General features: G+C 62.8%; 16 protein-coding genes. 11 read left to right on the top strand and 5 right to left on the bottom strand.

The genetic code is table 11. The features are described from left to right. Positions 1–2: 2 nt before the first annotated feature. Positions 3–1,355: a M16 family metallopeptidase gene (locus ACN9M1_RS01535; protein WP_426396802.1), complete on the bottom strand. Its 1,353-nt coding sequence runs from the start codon at positions 1,353–1,355 to the stop codon at positions 3–5. Further along, entirely contained in the window at positions 1,355–2,839 is a 1,485-nt protein-coding gene (locus ACN9M1_RS01530; RefSeq protein ID WP_426396800.1) for a M16 family metallopeptidase, read from the bottom strand. The genes ACN9M1_RS01535 and ACN9M1_RS01530 overlap by 1 nt, the downstream gene beginning before the upstream one ends. Positions 2,840–2,911: 72 nt before the next feature. Here ACN9M1_RS01530 and ftsY point away from each other — a divergent pair, with 72 nt between their 5' ends. The 4 genes from ftsY to ACN9M1_RS01510 all read left to right on the top strand — a co-directional run bounded on the left by ftsY (position 2,912) and on the right by ACN9M1_RS01510 (position 7,473). After that, positions 2,912–4,279, top strand: coding sequence for a signal recognition particle-docking protein FtsY (ftsY, locus tag ACN9M1_RS01525; protein ID WP_426396798.1), 1,368 nt, complete (start codon positions 2,912–2,914; stop codon positions 4,277–4,279). A 282-nt stretch (positions 4,280–4,561) separates the two neighbouring features. Then, a complete protein-coding gene (locus ACN9M1_RS01520; protein WP_426396796.1) occupies positions 4,562–5,551 on the top strand; it encodes a M35 family metallo-endopeptidase in 990 nt (329 codons plus the stop codon). Continuing rightward, positions 5,541–5,966, top strand: coding sequence for a hypothetical protein (locus ACN9M1_RS01515; RefSeq protein ID WP_426396794.1), 426 nt, complete (start codon positions 5,541–5,543; stop codon positions 5,964–5,966). Before ACN9M1_RS01520 ends, ACN9M1_RS01515 begins: the two co-directional genes overlap by 11 nt. A 1,042-nt stretch (positions 5,967–7,008) precedes the next feature. After that, entirely contained in the window at positions 7,009–7,473 is a 465-nt protein-coding gene (locus tag ACN9M1_RS01510) for a hypothetical protein (protein WP_426396792.1), read from the top strand. Positions 7,474–7,562: 89 nt separating this feature from the next. On the opposite strand, the gene maiA is transcribed toward ACN9M1_RS01510, so the two are convergent. After that, on the bottom strand, positions 7,563–8,207 hold the full coding sequence (gene maiA / locus ACN9M1_RS01505; protein WP_426396790.1) for a maleylacetoacetate isomerase: 645 nt from the start codon (positions 8,205–8,207) through the stop codon (positions 7,563–7,565). 17 nt (positions 8,208–8,224) lie between these two features. Then, positions 8,225–8,926 carry a fumarylacetoacetate hydrolase family protein gene (locus ACN9M1_RS01500; RefSeq protein WP_426396788.1) on the bottom strand — a complete coding sequence of 234 codons (702 nt, stop codon included), beginning with the start codon at positions 8,924–8,926 and terminating at the stop codon, positions 8,225–8,227. Positions 8,927–9,066: 140 nt separating this feature from the next. Between ACN9M1_RS01500 and ACN9M1_RS01495 the strand changes: the two genes are divergently transcribed. The 7 genes from ACN9M1_RS01495 to ybiB all read left to right on the top strand — a co-directional run bounded on the left by ACN9M1_RS01495 (position 9,067) and on the right by ybiB (position 16,280). Further along, complete coding sequence (locus ACN9M1_RS01495; protein WP_426396786.1) at positions 9,067–9,705, top strand: ANTAR domain-containing response regulator; 639 nt, start codon at positions 9,067–9,069, stop codon at positions 9,703–9,705. A gap of 683 nt (positions 9,706–10,388) precedes the next feature. Beyond that, positions 10,389–11,669, top strand: coding sequence for a CmpA/NrtA family ABC transporter substrate-binding protein (locus ACN9M1_RS01490; protein WP_426396784.1), 1,281 nt, complete (start codon positions 10,389–10,391; stop codon positions 11,667–11,669). Positions 11,670–11,728: 59 nt separating this feature from the next. Next, positions 11,729–12,580 carry a nitrate ABC transporter permease gene (ntrB, locus tag ACN9M1_RS01485; RefSeq protein ID WP_426396782.1) on the top strand — a complete coding sequence of 284 codons (852 nt, stop codon included), beginning with the start codon at positions 11,729–11,731 and terminating at the stop codon, positions 12,578–12,580. Between the two features lie 10 nt (positions 12,581–12,590). Then, positions 12,591–13,394, top strand: a complete 804-nt coding sequence (locus ACN9M1_RS01480; protein ID WP_426396780.1) for an ABC transporter ATP-binding protein — start codon at positions 12,591–12,593, stop codon at positions 13,392–13,394. A 285-nt stretch (positions 13,395–13,679) separates the two neighbouring features. Continuing rightward, positions 13,680–14,369 carry a Crp/Fnr family transcriptional regulator gene (locus ACN9M1_RS01475; RefSeq protein WP_426396779.1) on the top strand — a complete coding sequence of 230 codons (690 nt, stop codon included), beginning with the start codon at positions 13,680–13,682 and terminating at the stop codon, positions 14,367–14,369. A gap of 117 nt (positions 14,370–14,486) precedes the next feature. After that, entirely contained in the window at positions 14,487–14,891 is a 405-nt protein-coding gene (locus ACN9M1_RS01470; RefSeq protein WP_426396778.1) for a VOC family protein, read from the top strand. A 378-nt stretch (positions 14,892–15,269) separates the two neighbouring features. Continuing rightward, a complete protein-coding gene (gene ybiB / locus ACN9M1_RS01465; RefSeq protein WP_426396777.1) occupies positions 15,270–16,280 on the top strand; it encodes a DNA-binding protein YbiB in 1,011 nt (336 codons plus the stop codon). 21 nt (positions 16,281–16,301) lie between these two features. Here ybiB and ACN9M1_RS01460 read toward each other — a convergent pair whose 3' ends face one another. Beyond that, positions 16,302–17,171, bottom strand: coding sequence for a pirin family protein (locus tag ACN9M1_RS01460; protein WP_426396775.1), 870 nt, complete (start codon positions 17,169–17,171; stop codon positions 16,302–16,304). Positions 17,172–17,180 lie beyond the last annotated feature (9 nt).

The following is a 17,180-nucleotide window of genomic DNA, read 5'->3' as shown; positions in this document are numbered from 1 at the left end:
CGTCAGTTCGCTGCGGCTTTCTCCGGGCCACCCACCACGATCGTCGCCATGGTCTGCGGTTGCAGCACGCGCTGGAACGCCGTGCGCACCTGGTCGCGCGTGACGGCGGCAATGCGCTGCGTCCACGTATCCAGATAGTCGAGCGGCAGGTTGTACCAGGCGATGTTGGCAACGTTGTCCAACAGCTTGCGGTTGCTGTCCAAGCGCAGCGGGAAACCGTTGACGAGGTTGTCCTTGGCGGCCTTCAGCTCCACGTCGGTCGGGCCATCGGCCACAAACTTGGCGACGGTGTCACGCACCACGGTCAGCGCTTGCTCGGTCTGGTCCTTGCGCGTCTGCAGGGCCAGCTCGAAGGGGCCGGGCTGCGCGGCAGGCGCGAAGTAGCTACCGATGCTGTAGGTCAGGCCGCGCTTCTCGCGCACCTCGTTAGTCAGCCGCGCGCTGAAGCCCCCGCCGCCCAGCACGTAGTTGCCGACCAGCAGCGCAAAGTAGTCCTTATCGCCGCGCGCAATGCCGGGCTGACCAATGATGATGCTGGCCTGCTGCGCCGGATGCGGAATACGGATCGTCTCCGCCTTCGCCAGCGGCATCTTCACGTCAGGCAACGCCGGAGGCGTCGCGCCGTCAGCGGGCAGGCCGCGCGTGATCTGCTCGGCGATGGCCTCGGCTTCCTGACGGCTGATCGCGCCAATGAGCGTCACCACCGCGCGCTTGGCCGTGTAGTTCGCTTGGTAGTAGCGCACGATGTCGTCGCGCGTGATGCTCTCCACCGTTTCCGGCGACGCCGTCTGCCCATACGGATGCGTACCGTAGATGGCCGTGCCAAACGCACGCTCGGCCAGCACACCCGGCTTGGTCAGCGATTCACGGATGGATGCCACCAGGCGCTGCTTGTCGCGCGTGAGCACGGTGTCGGGGAAGGTCGGTGCCGAGACGATCTGCGTCATCAACGCGATGGCGGGGCCGCGCTCAACCGGGTCGGAAAGCGTGCGCAGGCGCAGGCTGGTGCGATCACCACCCGCACCGCCGCCAAAGCTCGCGCCCACGTCGGCAAACGCATCGGCAAGCGCCGCTTCGTCACGTGCCGGGGCGTTGCCCTGTGCGGCGACGCCCTTGTCGAGCATGCCGGCGGTGAGCGATGCCAGGCCAACCTTGGCCGCCGGCTCATAGCGCGAGCCCGCATCCACGTCGAGGTTGATGTCGAGCATCGGGATCGACGGGCTCGGCACAAAGAACACGCGTGCGCCGGTCGGGGCCGTCCAATGCTCAATGGGCAGTGCGGCGAACGCGCCCTGCGCAGCCGCTGTAACGATGGCGACCAGCGCCGTCTTCAGAGTCAGAGACATGGCGCGCATCAACGCAGCCCTCCTTCATCGCGCATGCCGGGAACAGGCTTGCGCGCCGGTTTGTTGGGATCGATCGGTTGTGGCAGCAGCGTGGCCACGACGAGGTTGTCTTCGCTGAAGTACGTCTGTGCTACGTGCTGGATCTGGGCCGACGTGACGGCCTTGATCTTCTCCAGCTGGCGGTCGATGGAACGCCACGGCAGGCCACTCATCTCGTTCATGCCGATCTCCATGCCCTGACCGAACACCGAGTCGCGCTTGTAGATCTGCCCGGCCACGACTTGCGCTTTGACGCGCTTCAACTCGGCATCGGTCACGCCCTCTTTGGCAATGCGCTCGATCTGCGCGCGCAGGGCCTGTTCGATCTCGGCGGTGGTGTGACCGTCGGTGGGCGTGCCGTCCAGCAGGAAGATGGACGGGCCACGATTCAAGCCGTCGTAGCCAGCGTTGACGTCATCCGCGATGCGCTTGTCACCTTTGACGAGCAGGTTGGGCAGGCGAGCATTGTCGTAGCCATCGAGCACGGCCGACAGGACTTCCAGCGCGTACGGATCGACATCCTTCTCCACATCCCGCAGCGGCGGTGTCTTGTACGCCAGCACCACGTATGGGTTCTCTGCGGGCGCCTTCACCCAGATGCGCTTCACGCCAATCTGCTTGGGCTCTTCTTGCGCATAGCGGCGCGGCAGATCGTGCGGCTTGAGTTTGCCGTACGTGCGCTGCGCGAGGCGGAACACCTCGTCGGGGTTCACATCGCCCGCAACAATCACGGTGACGTTGTTGGGCGTGTACCAGGCGTGGTACCAGTTCTGCGCGTCCTGCACCGTCATCGTGTCGAGATCGCCCGGCCAGCCGATGGTCGGGTTGCGATACGGCGCGGCGTTGAACAGCGTGGCAAGCATCTGCTCGTAGACGGTGGAACGGGCGGAGTCGTCGATGCGCATGCGACGCTCTTCCTTCACCACGTTCATCTCCGGCTTGAACTCCTTGTCGGTCAGCTGGAGATTGGCCATGCGATCGGCTTCGAGCCCCATCACATCGGCCAGGTGCGACTTCTCGATCTGCTGGAAGTACATCGTGAAGTCACGCGTGGTCATGGCGTTTTCACGGCCGCCCAGGGCGGCTACGCGGCGAGAGAACTCGCCCGGGCCGACGGCCTTGGTGCCCTTGAACATCATGTGCTCGAGCATGTGGGCGACACCGGTGGTGCCATTGTGCTCGTCGATGCTGCCAGCGCGATACCACACCATGTGCGCCACGGTGGGCGCGCGGTGGTCTTCCTTGACGATCAGGCGCAGCCCGTTGGGCAGCTTGTATTCGTGTGTGTCGGACTGGCTGGCGCCCACTTTGGCGCCCGTGGCAGTGGCTGCCGCACGAGCCGGAGAACCCGCCAGTTCCTGTGCCCCGACCGGGCCGGCCAGCAAGCTTACCGCTAGGGCCATCGCAGCCAATTGGCAGGCCCGCGACCGAGCCCGTTTTGAAACAATTCGCATGGAAGAGCGCATAAGGGCCGTCTGATAAAATTCGACGCTTGATTCTAACGGCGAAATAGACTGCCTTTTACGATGTTTAGTTTCTGGAAGAAGCGCAAGGCAGAGCCGCAACCGGCCGCCGAACCCACGCCCGCAGCCGCGCCCGAGGCCGCGCAGGCACCCATACCCGCACCCGCGCCGGCCCCTGCGGTCACACCCGACGCCCCGGGCGCCTCCACCACACCAGACGCTAGCGCCCCCCCGACCACCGCCCCCGCAGCGGAAGAGGCCCGCCCAGGCTGGTTGTCACGCCTGGGCTTTGGCGCAAGCGCCACACCCGAGCCCGCCGCCGTTCCGCCAGCACCGGTACCCAGCCCTGCGCCAGAACCTGCTGCGCTGGCACCCGTGCCGGCTGAGGCGCCGGTTCCAGCACCTCAGCCCGCACCCGCCATCGCACCGCCTGCGTCGGTCGCCGTGCCGGACACCCCTGCTGAAGCCACCCCGCTCGACATGCAGGCCGGCGACATCGAAACCGTGCCAACGCCGCCCGTCATCGAACAGGCCCGCAAGGGCTGGATGTCGCGTCTGCGCTCGGGCTTGTCGAAGACGAGCAAGAACCTCACCACGCTGTTCGTTGGCGTGAAGGTAGACGAGGCGCTGTTCGAAGAACTCGAGACCGCGCTGCTGATGGCCGACGCTGGGGTCGACGCCACCGAATACCTGCTGGGCGAACTGCGCCGCCGCATCAAAGCCGAGCGCATTGAAACCGCCGAAGGCGTGAAGACCGCCCTGCGCGACCTGCTGGTCGAACTGCTGCACCCGCTGGAAAAAACCATGGTGCTCGGCCGCGAACAGCCGATGGTGATCATGATTGCGGGCGTCAACGGCGCCGGCAAGACCACCAGCATCGGCAAGCTGTGCAAGCACTTCCAGACCTACGGCCAATCCGTGCTGCTGGCCGCGGGCGACACGTTCCGCGCCGCTGCGCGCGAGCAGCTCGTCATCTGGGGCCAGCGCAACAACGTGACCGTGGTCGCGCAGGAATCCGGCGACCCAGCCGCTGTGATTTTCGATGCCGTGAACGCCGCGCGTGCACGCGGTATCGACATCGTCATGGCCGACACCGCCGGCCGCCTGCCGACGCAGTTGCACCTGATGGAAGAGCTCAAAAAGGTGCGCCGCGTGACCGCCAAGGCCATGGCCACGGCGCCGCACGAAACGCTGCTGGTCATCGACGGCAACACCGGGCAGAACGCCCTGGCGCAAGTGAAGGCGTTCGACGAAGCGCTGGGCCTCACGGGCCTGATCGTTACCAAGCTCGATGGCACCGCCAAGGGCGGCATCCTGGCTGCGATTGCGCGGCAGCGGCCGGTGCCGGTGTACTTCATCGGCGTCGGCGAGCAGGTGGAGGATTTGCAGCCGTTTTCGGCGCGGGAATTTGCGGATGCGCTGCTGGGGTAAAGCTCCACGAAAGAAATCTTGCTGCACAGAAACGCCCTGACTTGCTCAGGGCGTTTCTGTTTGTGCGCTCACGCATTGCGCATCGGATGTCGCCTCAAAATAACGGGCCACATCGCGCACGGTTCAGCTTTCAACCGATATTGACTGTCTTGCCTACGCCATTCGGCAAAGATGGCGGGTGTTTCGTCCTTCATGTTTTCACGGAGACACCGCCATGCAAGATATCCGAGCGCATTCCCAACGAATAAGGCCGGTGCCGACCACGCCTGAAAGGTCGGCGACATGATCCGGTACTTCCTCGCCCGAGGCGACCGGGCCGGTAGCGCGACGATCGTGGAAGGGCTGCCGAGCATCACCTGCTCCAACCCGCCACCCGCCGTGCAAATCGCCACGCTGTATATGAAAACGTACTGCACGGCGTGCAAGCGAGAAGGGTTCATTGCGCCCGAGGGGCCGCGCCATGCCGGCACGGGGCCTAACGGCAAGCCGTGGGCATTGAGTGGGGACATCAACGTTTGCGGATGTCATCCGGCGCCGGTCTTTTATGCCGAGCGTGCGATGAAGATGAGTTTCACGAGCGAGGAGGTTGCACGAACGAGCGCGCCGATTGCGCCCGCCTATGTGCCGCAGCGCGAATATACCCACGAAGAGCACGCACACGAGAAGGTCAGTGAGGAAGAGCCAAGCACGTTGGAGGATCATCCAGATTTGATTTGTCCAAACATGACGAACGAAGAGTTCGCTCGGATGGTCATGAAACGACGAGACAAAGCCGTTTCGCTTATCGACAAGCGCATGACAGAACTAACAGGATGGTCTCCTGCTACTCAGGCCCGCGTCGCCCAGTGGTTCGGGAACAGCGACAGTACAACGAGGGACTATCTAGCAGCCGGGCTTTCCCGTATACGCCACGTACTGGCCGGACTGACTCCGGGCAATTTTGTACGCTACTCGGAAGCAGCCATGGCAAACGTCGGCTGCGTATCAGACTCAAAGAAAAAACTCGGAGTGGTCGCAGAAGTATGCGCACCAGATACGGCAACGCACACGATCGCCATTCATTTGGATTTCTGCGAGCTACGGGACTTTTCCTACAGCATGGATTCGCAGGTATCTACGCTAATTCACGAGGTATCGCACTTCCACGACACCATGAGCACCGGAGATCCGGTCTACTTCATGAGGAAATGTCGCGAACTTGCGAAATCCAAGCCGGAAATCACCCTCCACAATGCCGATAGCATCGCAGGTTATGTCATCTATGAAGATTAGAAATACGCTGGCTGCGTTTCTGCTGTTGAGTGCCCACGCCGCGTATGCCTGCATGCCGGGTCAGAATTTCGATGTGCACTTTTCTTCGGATTCCGCCACGGTGTCTGCGTCGGAAATACTCCGCTTAGCCAATTGGATAGTGGATCAGCGCATCAAATATCCGACACAAGAGGTGTTTCAAATCGATGGGCGGGCGGAGGACCGTGAGCACAACGCACACACGCTGGCCAAAGCACGCTTGCAAGCAGTCGTATCGATCCTCGAAGCCCAACACTTCAATCAGGTGCCGATGGACGAGCACTACGGCGTCTATCGTTCAGGCGATGTAGAAAATGGAAAGCGAGTCGAAATCTCGATCTTGCCTGTGTGCCCCAACTCGTGCTGCCCTCATGACGATACGCCAACCAAGAAATAGGCAAACTTGGCTGTCCTCACTCCCCAAAGGACATTGTTGTTGCTCTGTATCGCGCAAGGCGGGTCAAGGAAACGGGGGCTATCCATGAGGATTTCTGTCCCAATGCTTCTACTGAACGCTGTGGTAGCCACCGCGTGCTCAAAAGAACATGCCGCTGCAGTGTGGACAGCGAAGCAAAGTACCTCCGTCTATGCCTCAGAGAAAGACACCGAAGACCGGGTCTTGTTTACCTTGATGCCCGGCGATACATGCACCCCACTGCGTAGCGTAGTCATGAAGGCCTATCTCCACGCCGAGATTCAATGCAAGGACGGGCGTGACTGGGTCATCGACAAGCAGAATTTTGATATCCAGTCCGCCCCCATCCGATCTGGGGTTGAGCGGCACTCCGCGCCGTCGTCAAAGGACTAATTCTGAAATGCGTAGGCTCCTAATCTCCGCGCTACTGCTTGTAGCCACAGCATCCACAGTTGCCTCGCCCGTTGCTCAACACCTCGGCTTCTTTTCCAATCAGCGAACAGTGGGAAGTAGCGACGACCCGCACACTGAAGGCTATGCCCTGGATCTCTACCGAGAAGGACCACGGGTCTTCGGCCAGTTCTGCGTGTCAACCGGAATCGAAACGCCTTGCGGCGTCATCGACACCGCTGACATCAAGGTCACCACGGGGGCGATCACGTTTCGAGCCAAGTTATCAACCGGCAGCGAAGTCACTCGAGAGTCCGGTCCAAAAGGGCGCCCAACCCGAGACATTTTTGAGTTTGTCGGCAGACTCTCCGCCAATGCAGTGAAAGGCCGCGTGACGCATAGAAATGGTTATGACTCCAGAACGGACGCACAAACGGAGTCTGTCTCGTTGCGTCGCGGACGCGCCGATACGGTGTCAACAAGCTACGCAGATTGGATGCGAGATCCTGCCAACAAACCCGCCGACTGGTGACCCCCGTAGCTCCCTCAAAAGCGCTCCCTATCGCAACGTGCTACCCGTTCGAAGCGCCGATTGGAACCGGAAAACCACAACCGCTGCCCTCCAAAAAGACCAATGAAGAAACTCATCTTCGCTTTCCTTCTACTACTCGTGGCATCCGCGCCTTCTCAAGCATGCCGCCCAGCCTATATGTCCTTTTCTCCTGTGTTTGCCCCGGGGGCAAACCAACTGAGCGTCGACGAACTTCATCGGCTACTGGAATGGAGAGAAAAGACAAGAACCGCCTTCCCGAATAGCGGGGAGTACATCGTAGTGGCGCCTGCAGACAAAGCCCTTGGTGTGCCGGACAACTTAGCCGAGCAACGTCTCCAATCCCTGATCGGGCTCCTTAGGAATATTGGCGTACCCCAAAGCGATGTCCTTTACGCTGAAGTACACCAGCGAGGCAGCGGCAAGATCTTGCCCACTGACAAGACGGTGATGCAGCAAGCATTACGAGATATCAATACTGCCTCTATCGAGATCAATCCTCGATGCCCGCATGCATGCTGTCCCGGCCCCACGCCAATTCAACCGTAGCAGGCGAGCACTGCGCTACCCACAACCGCCTAACTCTTGCTAGGGCTCTCACGTCTGCAATAAAAAAACGGGGGCAACGCCCCCGTCCATCAAGCCGCATCCGGCTGCACCCCAGGCGCCGCCCTCTGAAACACCTCCTGCGCCATGCAGTGCTCAAAAATCCGAGCCAGTGTCGGGTAATCCTCCACCGCCACATCGAACCGCTTGCCGTTGAAGACCTGCGGCACGAGGCACACATCAGCCAGCGTTGGCGTGTCGCCCACGCAGTAGGCCCCCGTGAGCGGCGATGCCGACAGCCGCGTCTCCAGCGCCGCAAACCCCAGCTTCACCCAGTGGCGATACCAGTCGTTGCGCGCTTCCTCTTCCACGTTGAACGTGTGCTTGAGGTACTTGAGCACGCGCGGGTTGTTGAGCGGATGGATCTCACACGCAATCGCCAGCGCAATCGCGCGGATGTGCGCACGGTGGCTGGGCGAGCCAGGCAGCAGCGTGGGCTCGGGATGCGTCTCTTCCAGGTACTCGACGATCGCCAATGATTGGTTCAGCACGTCGGTGCCGTCGCACAGCACGGGCACCAGCGCATCGGGGTTCAGCTTGACGAAGTCGGGCGCCAATTGCTCGCCCTTGAGCAGGTGCACGGGCGCGTAGTCATACGGCAGGCCCTTGATCTCCAGCGCGATGCGCACACGGAACGACGCCGAACTGCGGAAGTAGTTGTACAGCTTGATCGACATGGCTTGCGGCTCTCTGCTCAGATGACCTTCACATGCAGTTCGCCCACGCCGTCGATCTTGCCGACCATCAGGTCGCCAACAACAACCGGGCCGACGCCCTCAGGCGTGCCGGTATAGATCAGATCGCCAGGGCGCAGCTCAAACAAGCGCGAGAGGTACGCAATGGTTTCCGGCACCGACCAGATCAGGTCCGACAAGTCGCCGCGCTGGTGTTCGCGGCCGTTGACCGACAGCGTGATCGCGCCCTTGTCCGGGTGGCCGACCTCCTTCACGGGGATGATCGGGCCGATCGGTGCCGAGCCATCGAACGCCTTGCCGGTTTCCCACGGGCGGCCGCCCTTCTTGGCGGCGTTCTGCAGGTCGCGGCGCGTCATGTCCAGGCCGATGGCGTAGCCGTAGATATGCTTGGCTGCGGATTCCACAGCGATGTCGCGCCCGCCCGTGCCGATGGCGACCACGAGTTCGATCTCGTAATGGCAATCCTTCGTCTCGGTGGGGTAGACGAACTGGCCGGTCTCGCCGTCGGCGATGTAGCGCACGGCATCGGCCGGCTTGCAGAAGAAGAACGGCGGCTCGCGGTCGGGGTCGGAACCCATCTCGCGGGCATGGGCGGCGTAGTTACGGCCGACGCAGTACACGCGGCGCACCGGAAACTGGCCTTGCCCGCCACGCACGGGAATGCCGTTGACGGTGGGCGGGGTGACGACATATTCGGTCATGCAGGTCTCCTGGAAATTCGCTTGAATAAACAGACGGGGACACGGCCACCGCCCCCCGGCGACCGAGCTGCGAGCATACACCCGCACCGGCCCGGCGCGGTTCTTGCAAGCGTAGCGTGCACCCTGCCCCACTTTGCACCATGCAAACGAAACCGCCCGCCCCATCCGCCCCGCCCGCCGCGCCTCACTCGGCCGCGCCGATGCGCGTGCTGCTGGTGCGTGATCCGTTGGACGCCGAACAGATCAACCTGGAGCTGATCCGCGCGGGGCTGGCCGAAGCCGGCTTCATCGACGTGGGCCTGGCCGACGCCGACCTTACCCTGCCCGACCGCATCGCGCAGACACAGCCCGACATGGTGATCGTCGCGTCGGAATCCGCCGCACGGGACACCATCGAGCACGTCTGCGTGGCCACCCAGCATGCGCCGCGCCCCATCGTGCTGTTCACCGACAACGACGACGCGGCGCGCATCAAATCGGCGTTCGCCGCGGGCATCACGGCCTACATCGTCGACGGCATCAAGCCCACGCGTGTGAAGGCCGTGCTGGACGTCGCCTACGCCCGCTTCGAGCACGAGCGCGAACTGCGCGCCGAACTGGACACCGCCAAGACCCAGTTGGCCGAGCGCAAAGTGCTCGAGCGCGCCAAGGGGCTGCTGATGAAGCAGATGAACCTGTCTGAGGACGACGCCTTCAAGCGCCTGCGCAAGATGGCGATGGACCGCAATATCAAACTCGTCGAAGCCGCCCAGCGCGTGATTGACGTGATGGCCGGCTGAGACCACCGGGCACCGCCCAGTTTTGGTGCGCCGCACAACTCCGGCGCCGGAAACGCACCAGTCGCGCGCCAAGGTCTGCGGCTCGAACGCCGGGTTCTGAAGCGCACGTGCCGAGCGTTGAGCTCCGACTGCGGGGCAAAAAGCCTCACGCGTGGAGCTCCGAGCCCCAATCGCCGCGCTAAATGCCTCGCACCCATGGAGCTTTGAACTCGAGCCGCCGAGCAAAAAGCCTGACGCACCGAGTTCTGAGCTCGAACCGCCGAGAAAAAAGCTCGACACGCCGAGTTCTGAGCTCGAACCGCCGAGAAAAAAGCTCGACGCGCCGAGTTCTGAGCTCGAACCGCCGAGAAAAAAGCTCGACGCGCCGAGTTCTGAGCTCGAACCGCCGAGAAAAAAGCTCGACGCGCCGAGTTCTGAGCTCGAACCGCCGAGAAAAAAGCTCGGCGCGCCGAGTTCTGATCTCCGACTGCCGAGCAAAAAGCCTCACGCGCGGCGTTCGGAACCCCGTGCGTCGTGTTCTGAACTGCAGAGTTGGCATACCCCTTGCAAGTGTCGCTGCGAGCCGATGCCAATGTGGGTATCGGCACGAGACAACGGCGTCTCGATGCACGGCAAGCGCGCTCCCCATCATGGAGGGACGTGGCCGCGCGTCGGGACGCCTTTTTCTTTCCTTGGAGCCATGGATGGCCGCGCCAGACAAGACTGACCCCGTCGTCAACCCGATCAATCCGAAGCGCCGCAGCGTGATCAAGGCCGCGGCAACCATTGCTGGAGGGAGTGCCGTGGCATTGATCGATCCGCTGGTGCGTGCTGGTGCCTGGGCCGCTGGCTCCGATGCGCCCGAGAAGACCGAGCTGAAGGTCGGCTTCATCCCGCTGACCGACTGCGCGTCGGTGGTGATGGCCTCCACGCTGGGCATCGACAAGAAGTACGGCATCAAGATCACGCCGTCGAAAGAGGCCTCGTGGGCGGGCGTGCGCGACAAGCTGGTGTCGGGTGATCTGGATGCGGCACACGTGCTCTACGGGCTGATCTACGGTGTGCAGCTCGGCATTGGCGGCCCGAAGAAAGACATGGCCGTACTGATGACGCTGAACAACAACGGCCAGGCCATCACGCTGTCGAACAAGCTCAAGGAAGCGGGCGTCAAGGACGGCGCATCGCTCAAGGCCGTGATGGCGAAGGACAAGCGCGAGTACGTGTTCGCGCAGACCTTCCCGACCGGCACGCATGCGATGTGGCTGTACTACTGGCTGGCCGCGCACGGCATCCATCCGCTGCAAGACGCGAAGGCGATCACCGTGCCGCCGCCGCAGATGGTCGCCAACATGCGCGTAGGCAACATGGATGGCTACTGCGTGGGCGAGCCGTGGGGCGCCCGCGCCATCGCCGACAACATCGGCTTTACCGCCGAGACGACGCAGGCCATCTGGAAGGACCACCCGGAGAAGGTGCTCGGCACCACGGCGGAGTTCGTGCAGAAGTATCCGAACACGGCACGCGCGCTGACGGCTGCGGTGCTGGAGGCGGGCAAGTTCATCGATGCCTCGGCGTCGAACCGCCGCAAGACGGCCGAGACCATCGCCGCCAAGTCCTACGTGAATACCGACATGGACATCATCCTGGACCGCATGCTCGGCCGCTACACGAACGGCATCGGCAAGACGTGGGATGACCCGGACCCGATGCGCTTCTATCACGACGGCGCGGTCAACTTTCCGTACCTGTCGGACGGCATGTGGTTCCTCACGCAGCAGAAGCGCTGGGGGCTGTTGAAGACGCATCCGGATTACGCGGCGGTGGCCAAGCAGGTCAACCGCATCGACATCTTCAAGCAGGCCGCGGCTGCCACGGGCACGCCCTTGCCGAAGAGCGACATGCGCACCGCCAAGCTGATCGATGGCGTGGTGTGGGATGCGAAGAACCCGGCTGCGTATGCGGACGGTTTCAAGATCAAAGCCTGACGCTTCCACCGTCTTCTCCGAACTTCTGATTGCGGTCCCTCACGTCGATGGAGCCCGACATGAACACGCTCGTCAAACCGTTGTCCGGCGTGCAGTCTGACGCCGCTGTTCCCACACGTCGCATCGCGTTGCGCGACTGGTTTGTGGCCGCCGTGGTGCGCGGCTTTCCGCCCGTGCTGGGGCTGGTGATCTTCGTGCTGGCGTGGCAGGGCATCGCCACCGCCATCCCCGCGCTGCCGACGCCGGCGGTGACGTGGAAAGCGGCGGTCGCGCTCTTCGCCGATCCGTTCTATCGCAATGGCCCGAATGACCAGGGCGTGGGTTGGAACGTGCTGGCCTCGCTGGCGCGGGTGGGCGCAGGCTTTGGGATGGCCGCCATCATCGGTATTCCGGCCGGCTTCCTGATCGGGCGCTTTGCATTCCTCAACGCAATGACCTCGCCCATCATCAGCCTGCTGCGGCCGGTGTCGCCGCTGGCATGGCTGCCGATTGGGCTGCTGCTGTTCAAGTCGGCCAACCCGGCGGCCATCTGGGCGATCTTCATCTGCTCGATCTGGCCGATGGTGATCAACACCGCCGTGGGCGTGACGCGCGTGCCGCAGGATTACCTGAACGTGGCGCGCGTGCTGAACCTGTCGGAGTGGAAGGTGTTCACGCGCGTGCTGTTTCCGGCGGTGCTGCCGTACATGCTGACGGGCGTGCGGCTGTCCATCGGCACCGCGTGGCTGGTGATCGTGGCGGCAGAGATGCTGACCGGCGGTGTCGGCATCGGGTTCTGGCTGTGGGATGAGTGGAACAACCTGAAGGTCGAGCACATCGTCATCGCTATCTTTGTGATTGGCGTGGTGGGCTTGCTGCTGGAGCACGCGCTGCTGGCGATTGCGCGGCGGTTCTCGTACGACGCTGTTTGAGGGGGCGACCATGAGCGAAAAATTCCTGCGCATTGAAAACGTTGGGCAGACGTTCAAGACCAAGAAGGGTGCGTTCGTCGCGTTGCGCGATATCGACCTCACCGTCGCGCGTGGTGAGTGCATTGCGTTGATTGGGCACTCGGGGTGCGGTAAATCGACGTTGCTGAACCTGATTGCCGGGCTGACGCGGCCGACCACGGGTGGGTTGATCCTGGCGGAGCGTGAGATTGCCGGGCCGGGGCCGGATCGGGCGGTGGTGTTTCAGAACCATTCGCTGCTGCCGTGGCTGACGTGCTTTGACAACGTGTATCTCGCAGTGGAGCGCGTGTTTGGCAAAGCTGAATCGAAGGCCGACTTGAAGGCACGCACGCATGCGGCACTCGCGCTGGTCGGCTTGTCTCATGCTGAGCAGAAGCATCCGCATGAGATTTCCGGGGGGATGAAGCAGCGGGTGGGGATTGCGCGGGCGCTGTCGATGGAGCCTAAGGTGCTGTTGATGGATGAGCCGTTTGGGGCGTTGGATGCGCTGACGCGGGCGCATTTGCAGGATGAGCTGTTGAAGATCGTTGCTGCTACCGGTAGCACGGTAGTGATGGTCACCCATGATGTGGATGAAGCCGTGCTACTGGCGGATCGCATCGTCATGATGACGAATGGGCCGGCGGCGACGATTGGCGAAGTGTTGAAGGTGGATTTGCCGCGGCCGCGGGATCGGATGGCGTTGGCGGAGGATTCGACTTATCACGCTTGTCGGACGGCTGTTTTGGATTTCTTGTATCGGAAGCAGCGGCATCCGGTGGCGGAAGCGGCTTGATGTTTGGGGTGGTCCTTTCTTTTTGACCTTGGTGGTCCACCCCTATTTCATCCCCTGCCGGGGCTGACTCACTTTCTTTGGTCTTGCCCAAAGAAAGTAAGCAAAGAAATGCGCGCCCGAGATGGCGACCCCCTCCTTGAATTTCCGTAACCGTGCGGAGATGGGGAAAACTCGCTTCGCTCAGACAGTTCCCCATCTTTTTTCCGCCCGCTTACGAAAATTCAAGGCGCCATCTAGGGCAGGAACGGCAACAGCCAAACCATCGCGGTTTTGGCGGTGCCGCAAATGCTGTCGCTCTCTTCTGCTACAAATGCTGTGCGAATCCGTTCTTGTGCTTCTTTGAAGCGCGGGGCGGCTTACTTTGCACACCGGGAGATCGATGGCGTGAATACCGACGCGTTTTTCAACAAGATCCGCACCTACGCGGAAATCTCGGATGAGGCCAAGCGAGCCTGGGCTTCTTTGCTACAACCTCGGCAATACCGGAAGGACGAGTCGCTGGTCGTTGCGGGGGAGGTGCCGACCCGGTTTGCCTTTGTGCTTGAGGGCTTGTTCTTCCAGCACTGTGTGGGCCCGGAGGGCGACATGGTCATCAAGTACTTTTTTCCGGAGGGTCGGATTGCTGCTTCAGTCAGTGCGACGCTGCAGGGCAAACCCAGCCCATCCACGATCACGGCCATCGAAGACTCCAGCGTCTTGGAGTACGACTTCGCTGCGTTCCGAGCGCTGACGATCCGGTTTCCCGATATCGCAGCCTTCTATATGCGCTACATGGAGCGCCACTGGATCATCGAAAAGGAGCCGATTGAGGTCGGCTTTCGCCGCGACAACGCGATGCAGCGCTATCGCGACTTCATCAGCAGAGAACCCGATTTGCACCGGCGCCTGAGGCAACACCACATCGCCGCGTGGCTCGGCATCACCCCGGAGAGCCTGAGCCGCCTGCGGAAGGCGATTGCCCTGGGTGTGGGATAAGCCGCACTGCGGTTTGCGTCTTACCGTCTTACCAATAGTCAATGCGTCACCGCGCGCGGCGCCCGTATCGTTGCGCCAGGCAAGCGCGGTGCTTGCCCCCAACCGAGGAGACCTGTCATGACCACGTCGATCTTTGTGAACCTTCCGGTCGCAAACCTGCAGAAGTCCAAAGCGTTCTATGAAGCCCTGGGCTTCAAGAACAACCCGCAATTCACCGATGACACCGCCGCCTGCATGGTGTGGAGCGACGCCATCTTCGTGATGCTGCTCACGCACGCAAAGTGGCAAACCTTCACCACCCGTCCGCTCCCGGCAAAGGGCACCAGCGAAGTGATGCTGGCCCTGACGTGCGACAGCAAAGACGCCGTGGATCGGATGAACGACGCAGCAGCCAAGTTCGGCGGCACCGCAGACATCAACAAGAAACAGGACCTGGGATTCATGTACAACCGCGCCCTAGCCGACCTAGACGATCACATCTGGGAAGCCGTGTGGATGGACCCAGCCGCATTGAGTTCGTAACACCCGACCACCGGGGCGCAGGCCACCAACAAACACAGCGCCACGCCCTACCCACCGCCGGTTTGGCCGTTGACGTACCTGCCCTTGATGGCGCCTTGAATTTTCGTAAGCGGGCGGAAAAAAGATGGGGAACTGTCTGAGCGAAGCGAGTTTTCCCCGTCTCCGCACGGTTACGGAAATTCAAGGAGGGGGTCGCCATCTCGGGCGCGCATTTCTTTGCTTACTTTCTTTGGGCAAGACCAAAGAAAGTGACTCAGCCCCGGCAGGGGATGAAACAGGGGATGGACCACCAACACAAAAGCAAAGCGAACCCACCATGGCGCCAGCGCAACCCACAGCGCTATGATCGTCACCACGCCACAACACCGCACCAAACCCATGCCCGCTCCCCCCATCCTCCCCGACAACGCCGCTGAGGAAGCCCTCGCAAACGGCCCCTTCCCCGCCGCCCGCTTCATCAAGGAAATCGGCCGTGGCGCAGACGGCGCCCGCGCGTTGGTCAAGCACGACGCACGCGCGTTATTCACCGCCATGCTGGAAGGCCGCATCGCCGACGTACAGTTGGGCGCCATCCTCATGGCCTACCGCATCAAGGGCGAAACCCCAGAAGAGCTCGACGGCATGCTGGAAGCCACCCACGCGCACTGCCGCCCGCTGCCGGCGCCGGATACACCGGAGCACGCGCTGCCGGTCGTCATCCCCAGCTACAACGGCGCCCGCCGCCAACCGAACCTCGTGCCGCTGCTGGCCAAGCTGCTGGCACGTGAGGGCGTGCCGGTGCTGGTGCATGGCATCCGCCGCTTCGACGGCCGCATCACCACGGCCGCGCTGTTCGAGGCGCTCGGCTGGCCCATCTGCGAACACATGGACGAAGCGCGCGAGCGCCTGGAAAACGATCGGCTCGCGTATGTGCCGATCGACGTGCTCTCGCCCAAACTGACGGCGCTGCTCGACAAGCGCGAGATCGTCGGCCTGCGCAACTCCGCACACACGGTGGTGAAGATGCTGCAGCCCATCGGCGGCCACGCCCCGCACGAGGCGCTGCGGCTGGTCAGCTACACGCACCCGGAATACCGCGACACACTCACCGATTACTTCCTGCGCCACCCGGCCAATGTGCTGCTGGCACGCGGTACGGAAGGCGAAGCCGTGGCCGACGCACGGCGCGGCAGCGCAGTCGAGTGGCTGCACGACGGCACGCACGAAACGGTGATCGAGGCGGTGGAAGGGTCGAGCGATGCGCCGCCCGAATTGCCGGCGGGCACCGATGTGGCCGCGACGGCACGGTGGATTGCTGCAGTGCTCGACGGCACACAGCCGGTGCCGGAGCCGATCGCCAAGCAGGTCCGCGCGATCGTGCGGTGTGCAAAACCGGCGCGAGCTGCCTGATCGATCGTTGGTCGGTCTGACTTACTTGGGCGGCAGCGGAATGCGCTCCGTCTCGCCGGGCACGTGGGCGAAGGCGTCGGCCTCCCAACGTTGCTTGGCGTCTTCAATGTCCGCCTTGTCGCTGGCGACGAAGTTCCAGTAGATGTGGCGGTGGCCGTCGGTCGGGTCGCCGCCCAGCAGCATCACACGTGACGACACCTGCGCGGTGAGCGTCACGTCACCTCCCGGCTCCAGCACGGCGAGGTGGTGTGGGTCGAGCGCTTCGCCGTCGATCGTGACGGCGCCGTCGACGAGATAGAGGCCGCGGTCTGCATGCTCGGACGGAATCACCAGCGACGCGCCGGCCGCCAGTTCCAGCGCCACGTACAGCGTGCGCGAACTCACCTTCACGGGCGATGTCAGCCCGAATGCGTCGCCTGCAATCACCACCCCCTGCACGCCGGGGCACTCGAGCTTGGGCAGCGTGCTGGCGGCGTGGTGGGCGAAGCTGGCTTCGACCTTTTCCTGATCCTTTGGCAGTGCCACCCAGGTCTGGATGCCGTGCATGCGCGCACCCTTCTCCCGCGCTTCGGGCGATGAGCGTTCGGAATGGGCGATGCCGTTGCCGGCCGTCATCCAGTTCACGTCACCCGGGACGATGGTCTGCACGCTGCCGAGGCTGTCGCGGTGGACCATGCTGCCTTCAAAGAGGTATGTGACGGTGGCCAACCCGATGTGCGGGTGCGGGCGCACGTCGATGCCTTGGCCGGCCGGAAAATCCACCGGCCCCATGTGGTCGAAAAAGATAAACGGGCCGACCGTCTGGCGCGCGGCCGAGGGCAGCACGCGCTTGACCGAGAAACCGCCGAGGTCGCGCACGTGCGGGCCGATGATGTGCAGGATGGACGTCATGGTGATGCT

The organism is Ralstonia sp. R-29 (assembly GCF_049913345.1).
GTDB lineage: Bacteria > Pseudomonadota > Gammaproteobacteria > Burkholderiales > Burkholderiaceae > Ralstonia.
This window is presented reverse-complemented; position numbering and strand designations above follow the sequence as displayed.

Bases quoted from the DNA above. Each gene is read 5' to 3' on its own strand.
- ACN9M1_RS01535 (WP_426396802.1), bottom strand. From the start codon at position 1,355: ATGCGCGCCATGTCTCTGACTCTGAAGACGGCGCTGGTCGCCATCGTT.
- ACN9M1_RS01530 (WP_426396800.1), bottom strand. From the start codon at position 2,839: ATGCGAATTGTTTCAAAACGGGCTCGGTCGCGGGCCTGCCAATTGGCT.
- ftsY (WP_426396798.1), top strand. From the start codon at position 2,912: ATGTTTAGTTTCTGGAAGAAGCGCAAGGCAGAGCCGCAACCGGCCGCC.
- ACN9M1_RS01520 (WP_426396796.1), top strand. From the start codon at position 4,562: ATGATCCGGTACTTCCTCGCCCGAGGCGACCGGGCCGGTAGCGCGACG.
- ACN9M1_RS01515 (WP_426396794.1), top strand. From the start codon at position 5,541: ATGAAGATTAGAAATACGCTGGCTGCGTTTCTGCTGTTGAGTGCCCAC.
- ACN9M1_RS01510 (WP_426396792.1), top strand. From the start codon at position 7,009: ATGAAGAAACTCATCTTCGCTTTCCTTCTACTACTCGTGGCATCCGCG.
- maiA (WP_426396790.1), bottom strand. From the start codon at position 8,207: ATGTCGATCAAGCTGTACAACTACTTCCGCAGTTCGGCGTCGTTCCGT.
- ACN9M1_RS01500 (WP_426396788.1), bottom strand. From the start codon at position 8,926: ATGACCGAATATGTCGTCACCCCGCCCACCGTCAACGGCATTCCCGTG.
- ACN9M1_RS01495 (WP_426396786.1), top strand. From the start codon at position 9,067: ATGCAAACGAAACCGCCCGCCCCATCCGCCCCGCCCGCCGCGCCTCAC.
- ACN9M1_RS01490 (WP_426396784.1), top strand. From the start codon at position 10,389: ATGGCCGCGCCAGACAAGACTGACCCCGTCGTCAACCCGATCAATCCG.
- ntrB (WP_426396782.1), top strand. From the start codon at position 11,729: ATGAACACGCTCGTCAAACCGTTGTCCGGCGTGCAGTCTGACGCCGCT.
- ACN9M1_RS01480 (WP_426396780.1), top strand. From the start codon at position 12,591: ATGAGCGAAAAATTCCTGCGCATTGAAAACGTTGGGCAGACGTTCAAG.
- ACN9M1_RS01475 (WP_426396779.1), top strand. From the start codon at position 13,680: ATGCTGTCGCTCTCTTCTGCTACAAATGCTGTGCGAATCCGTTCTTGT.
- ACN9M1_RS01470 (WP_426396778.1), top strand. From the start codon at position 14,487: ATGACCACGTCGATCTTTGTGAACCTTCCGGTCGCAAACCTGCAGAAG.
- ybiB (WP_426396777.1), top strand. From the start codon at position 15,270: ATGCCCGCTCCCCCCATCCTCCCCGACAACGCCGCTGAGGAAGCCCTC.
- ACN9M1_RS01460 (WP_426396775.1), bottom strand. From the start codon at position 17,171: ATGACGTCCATCCTGCACATCATCGGCCCGCACGTGCGCGACCTCGGC.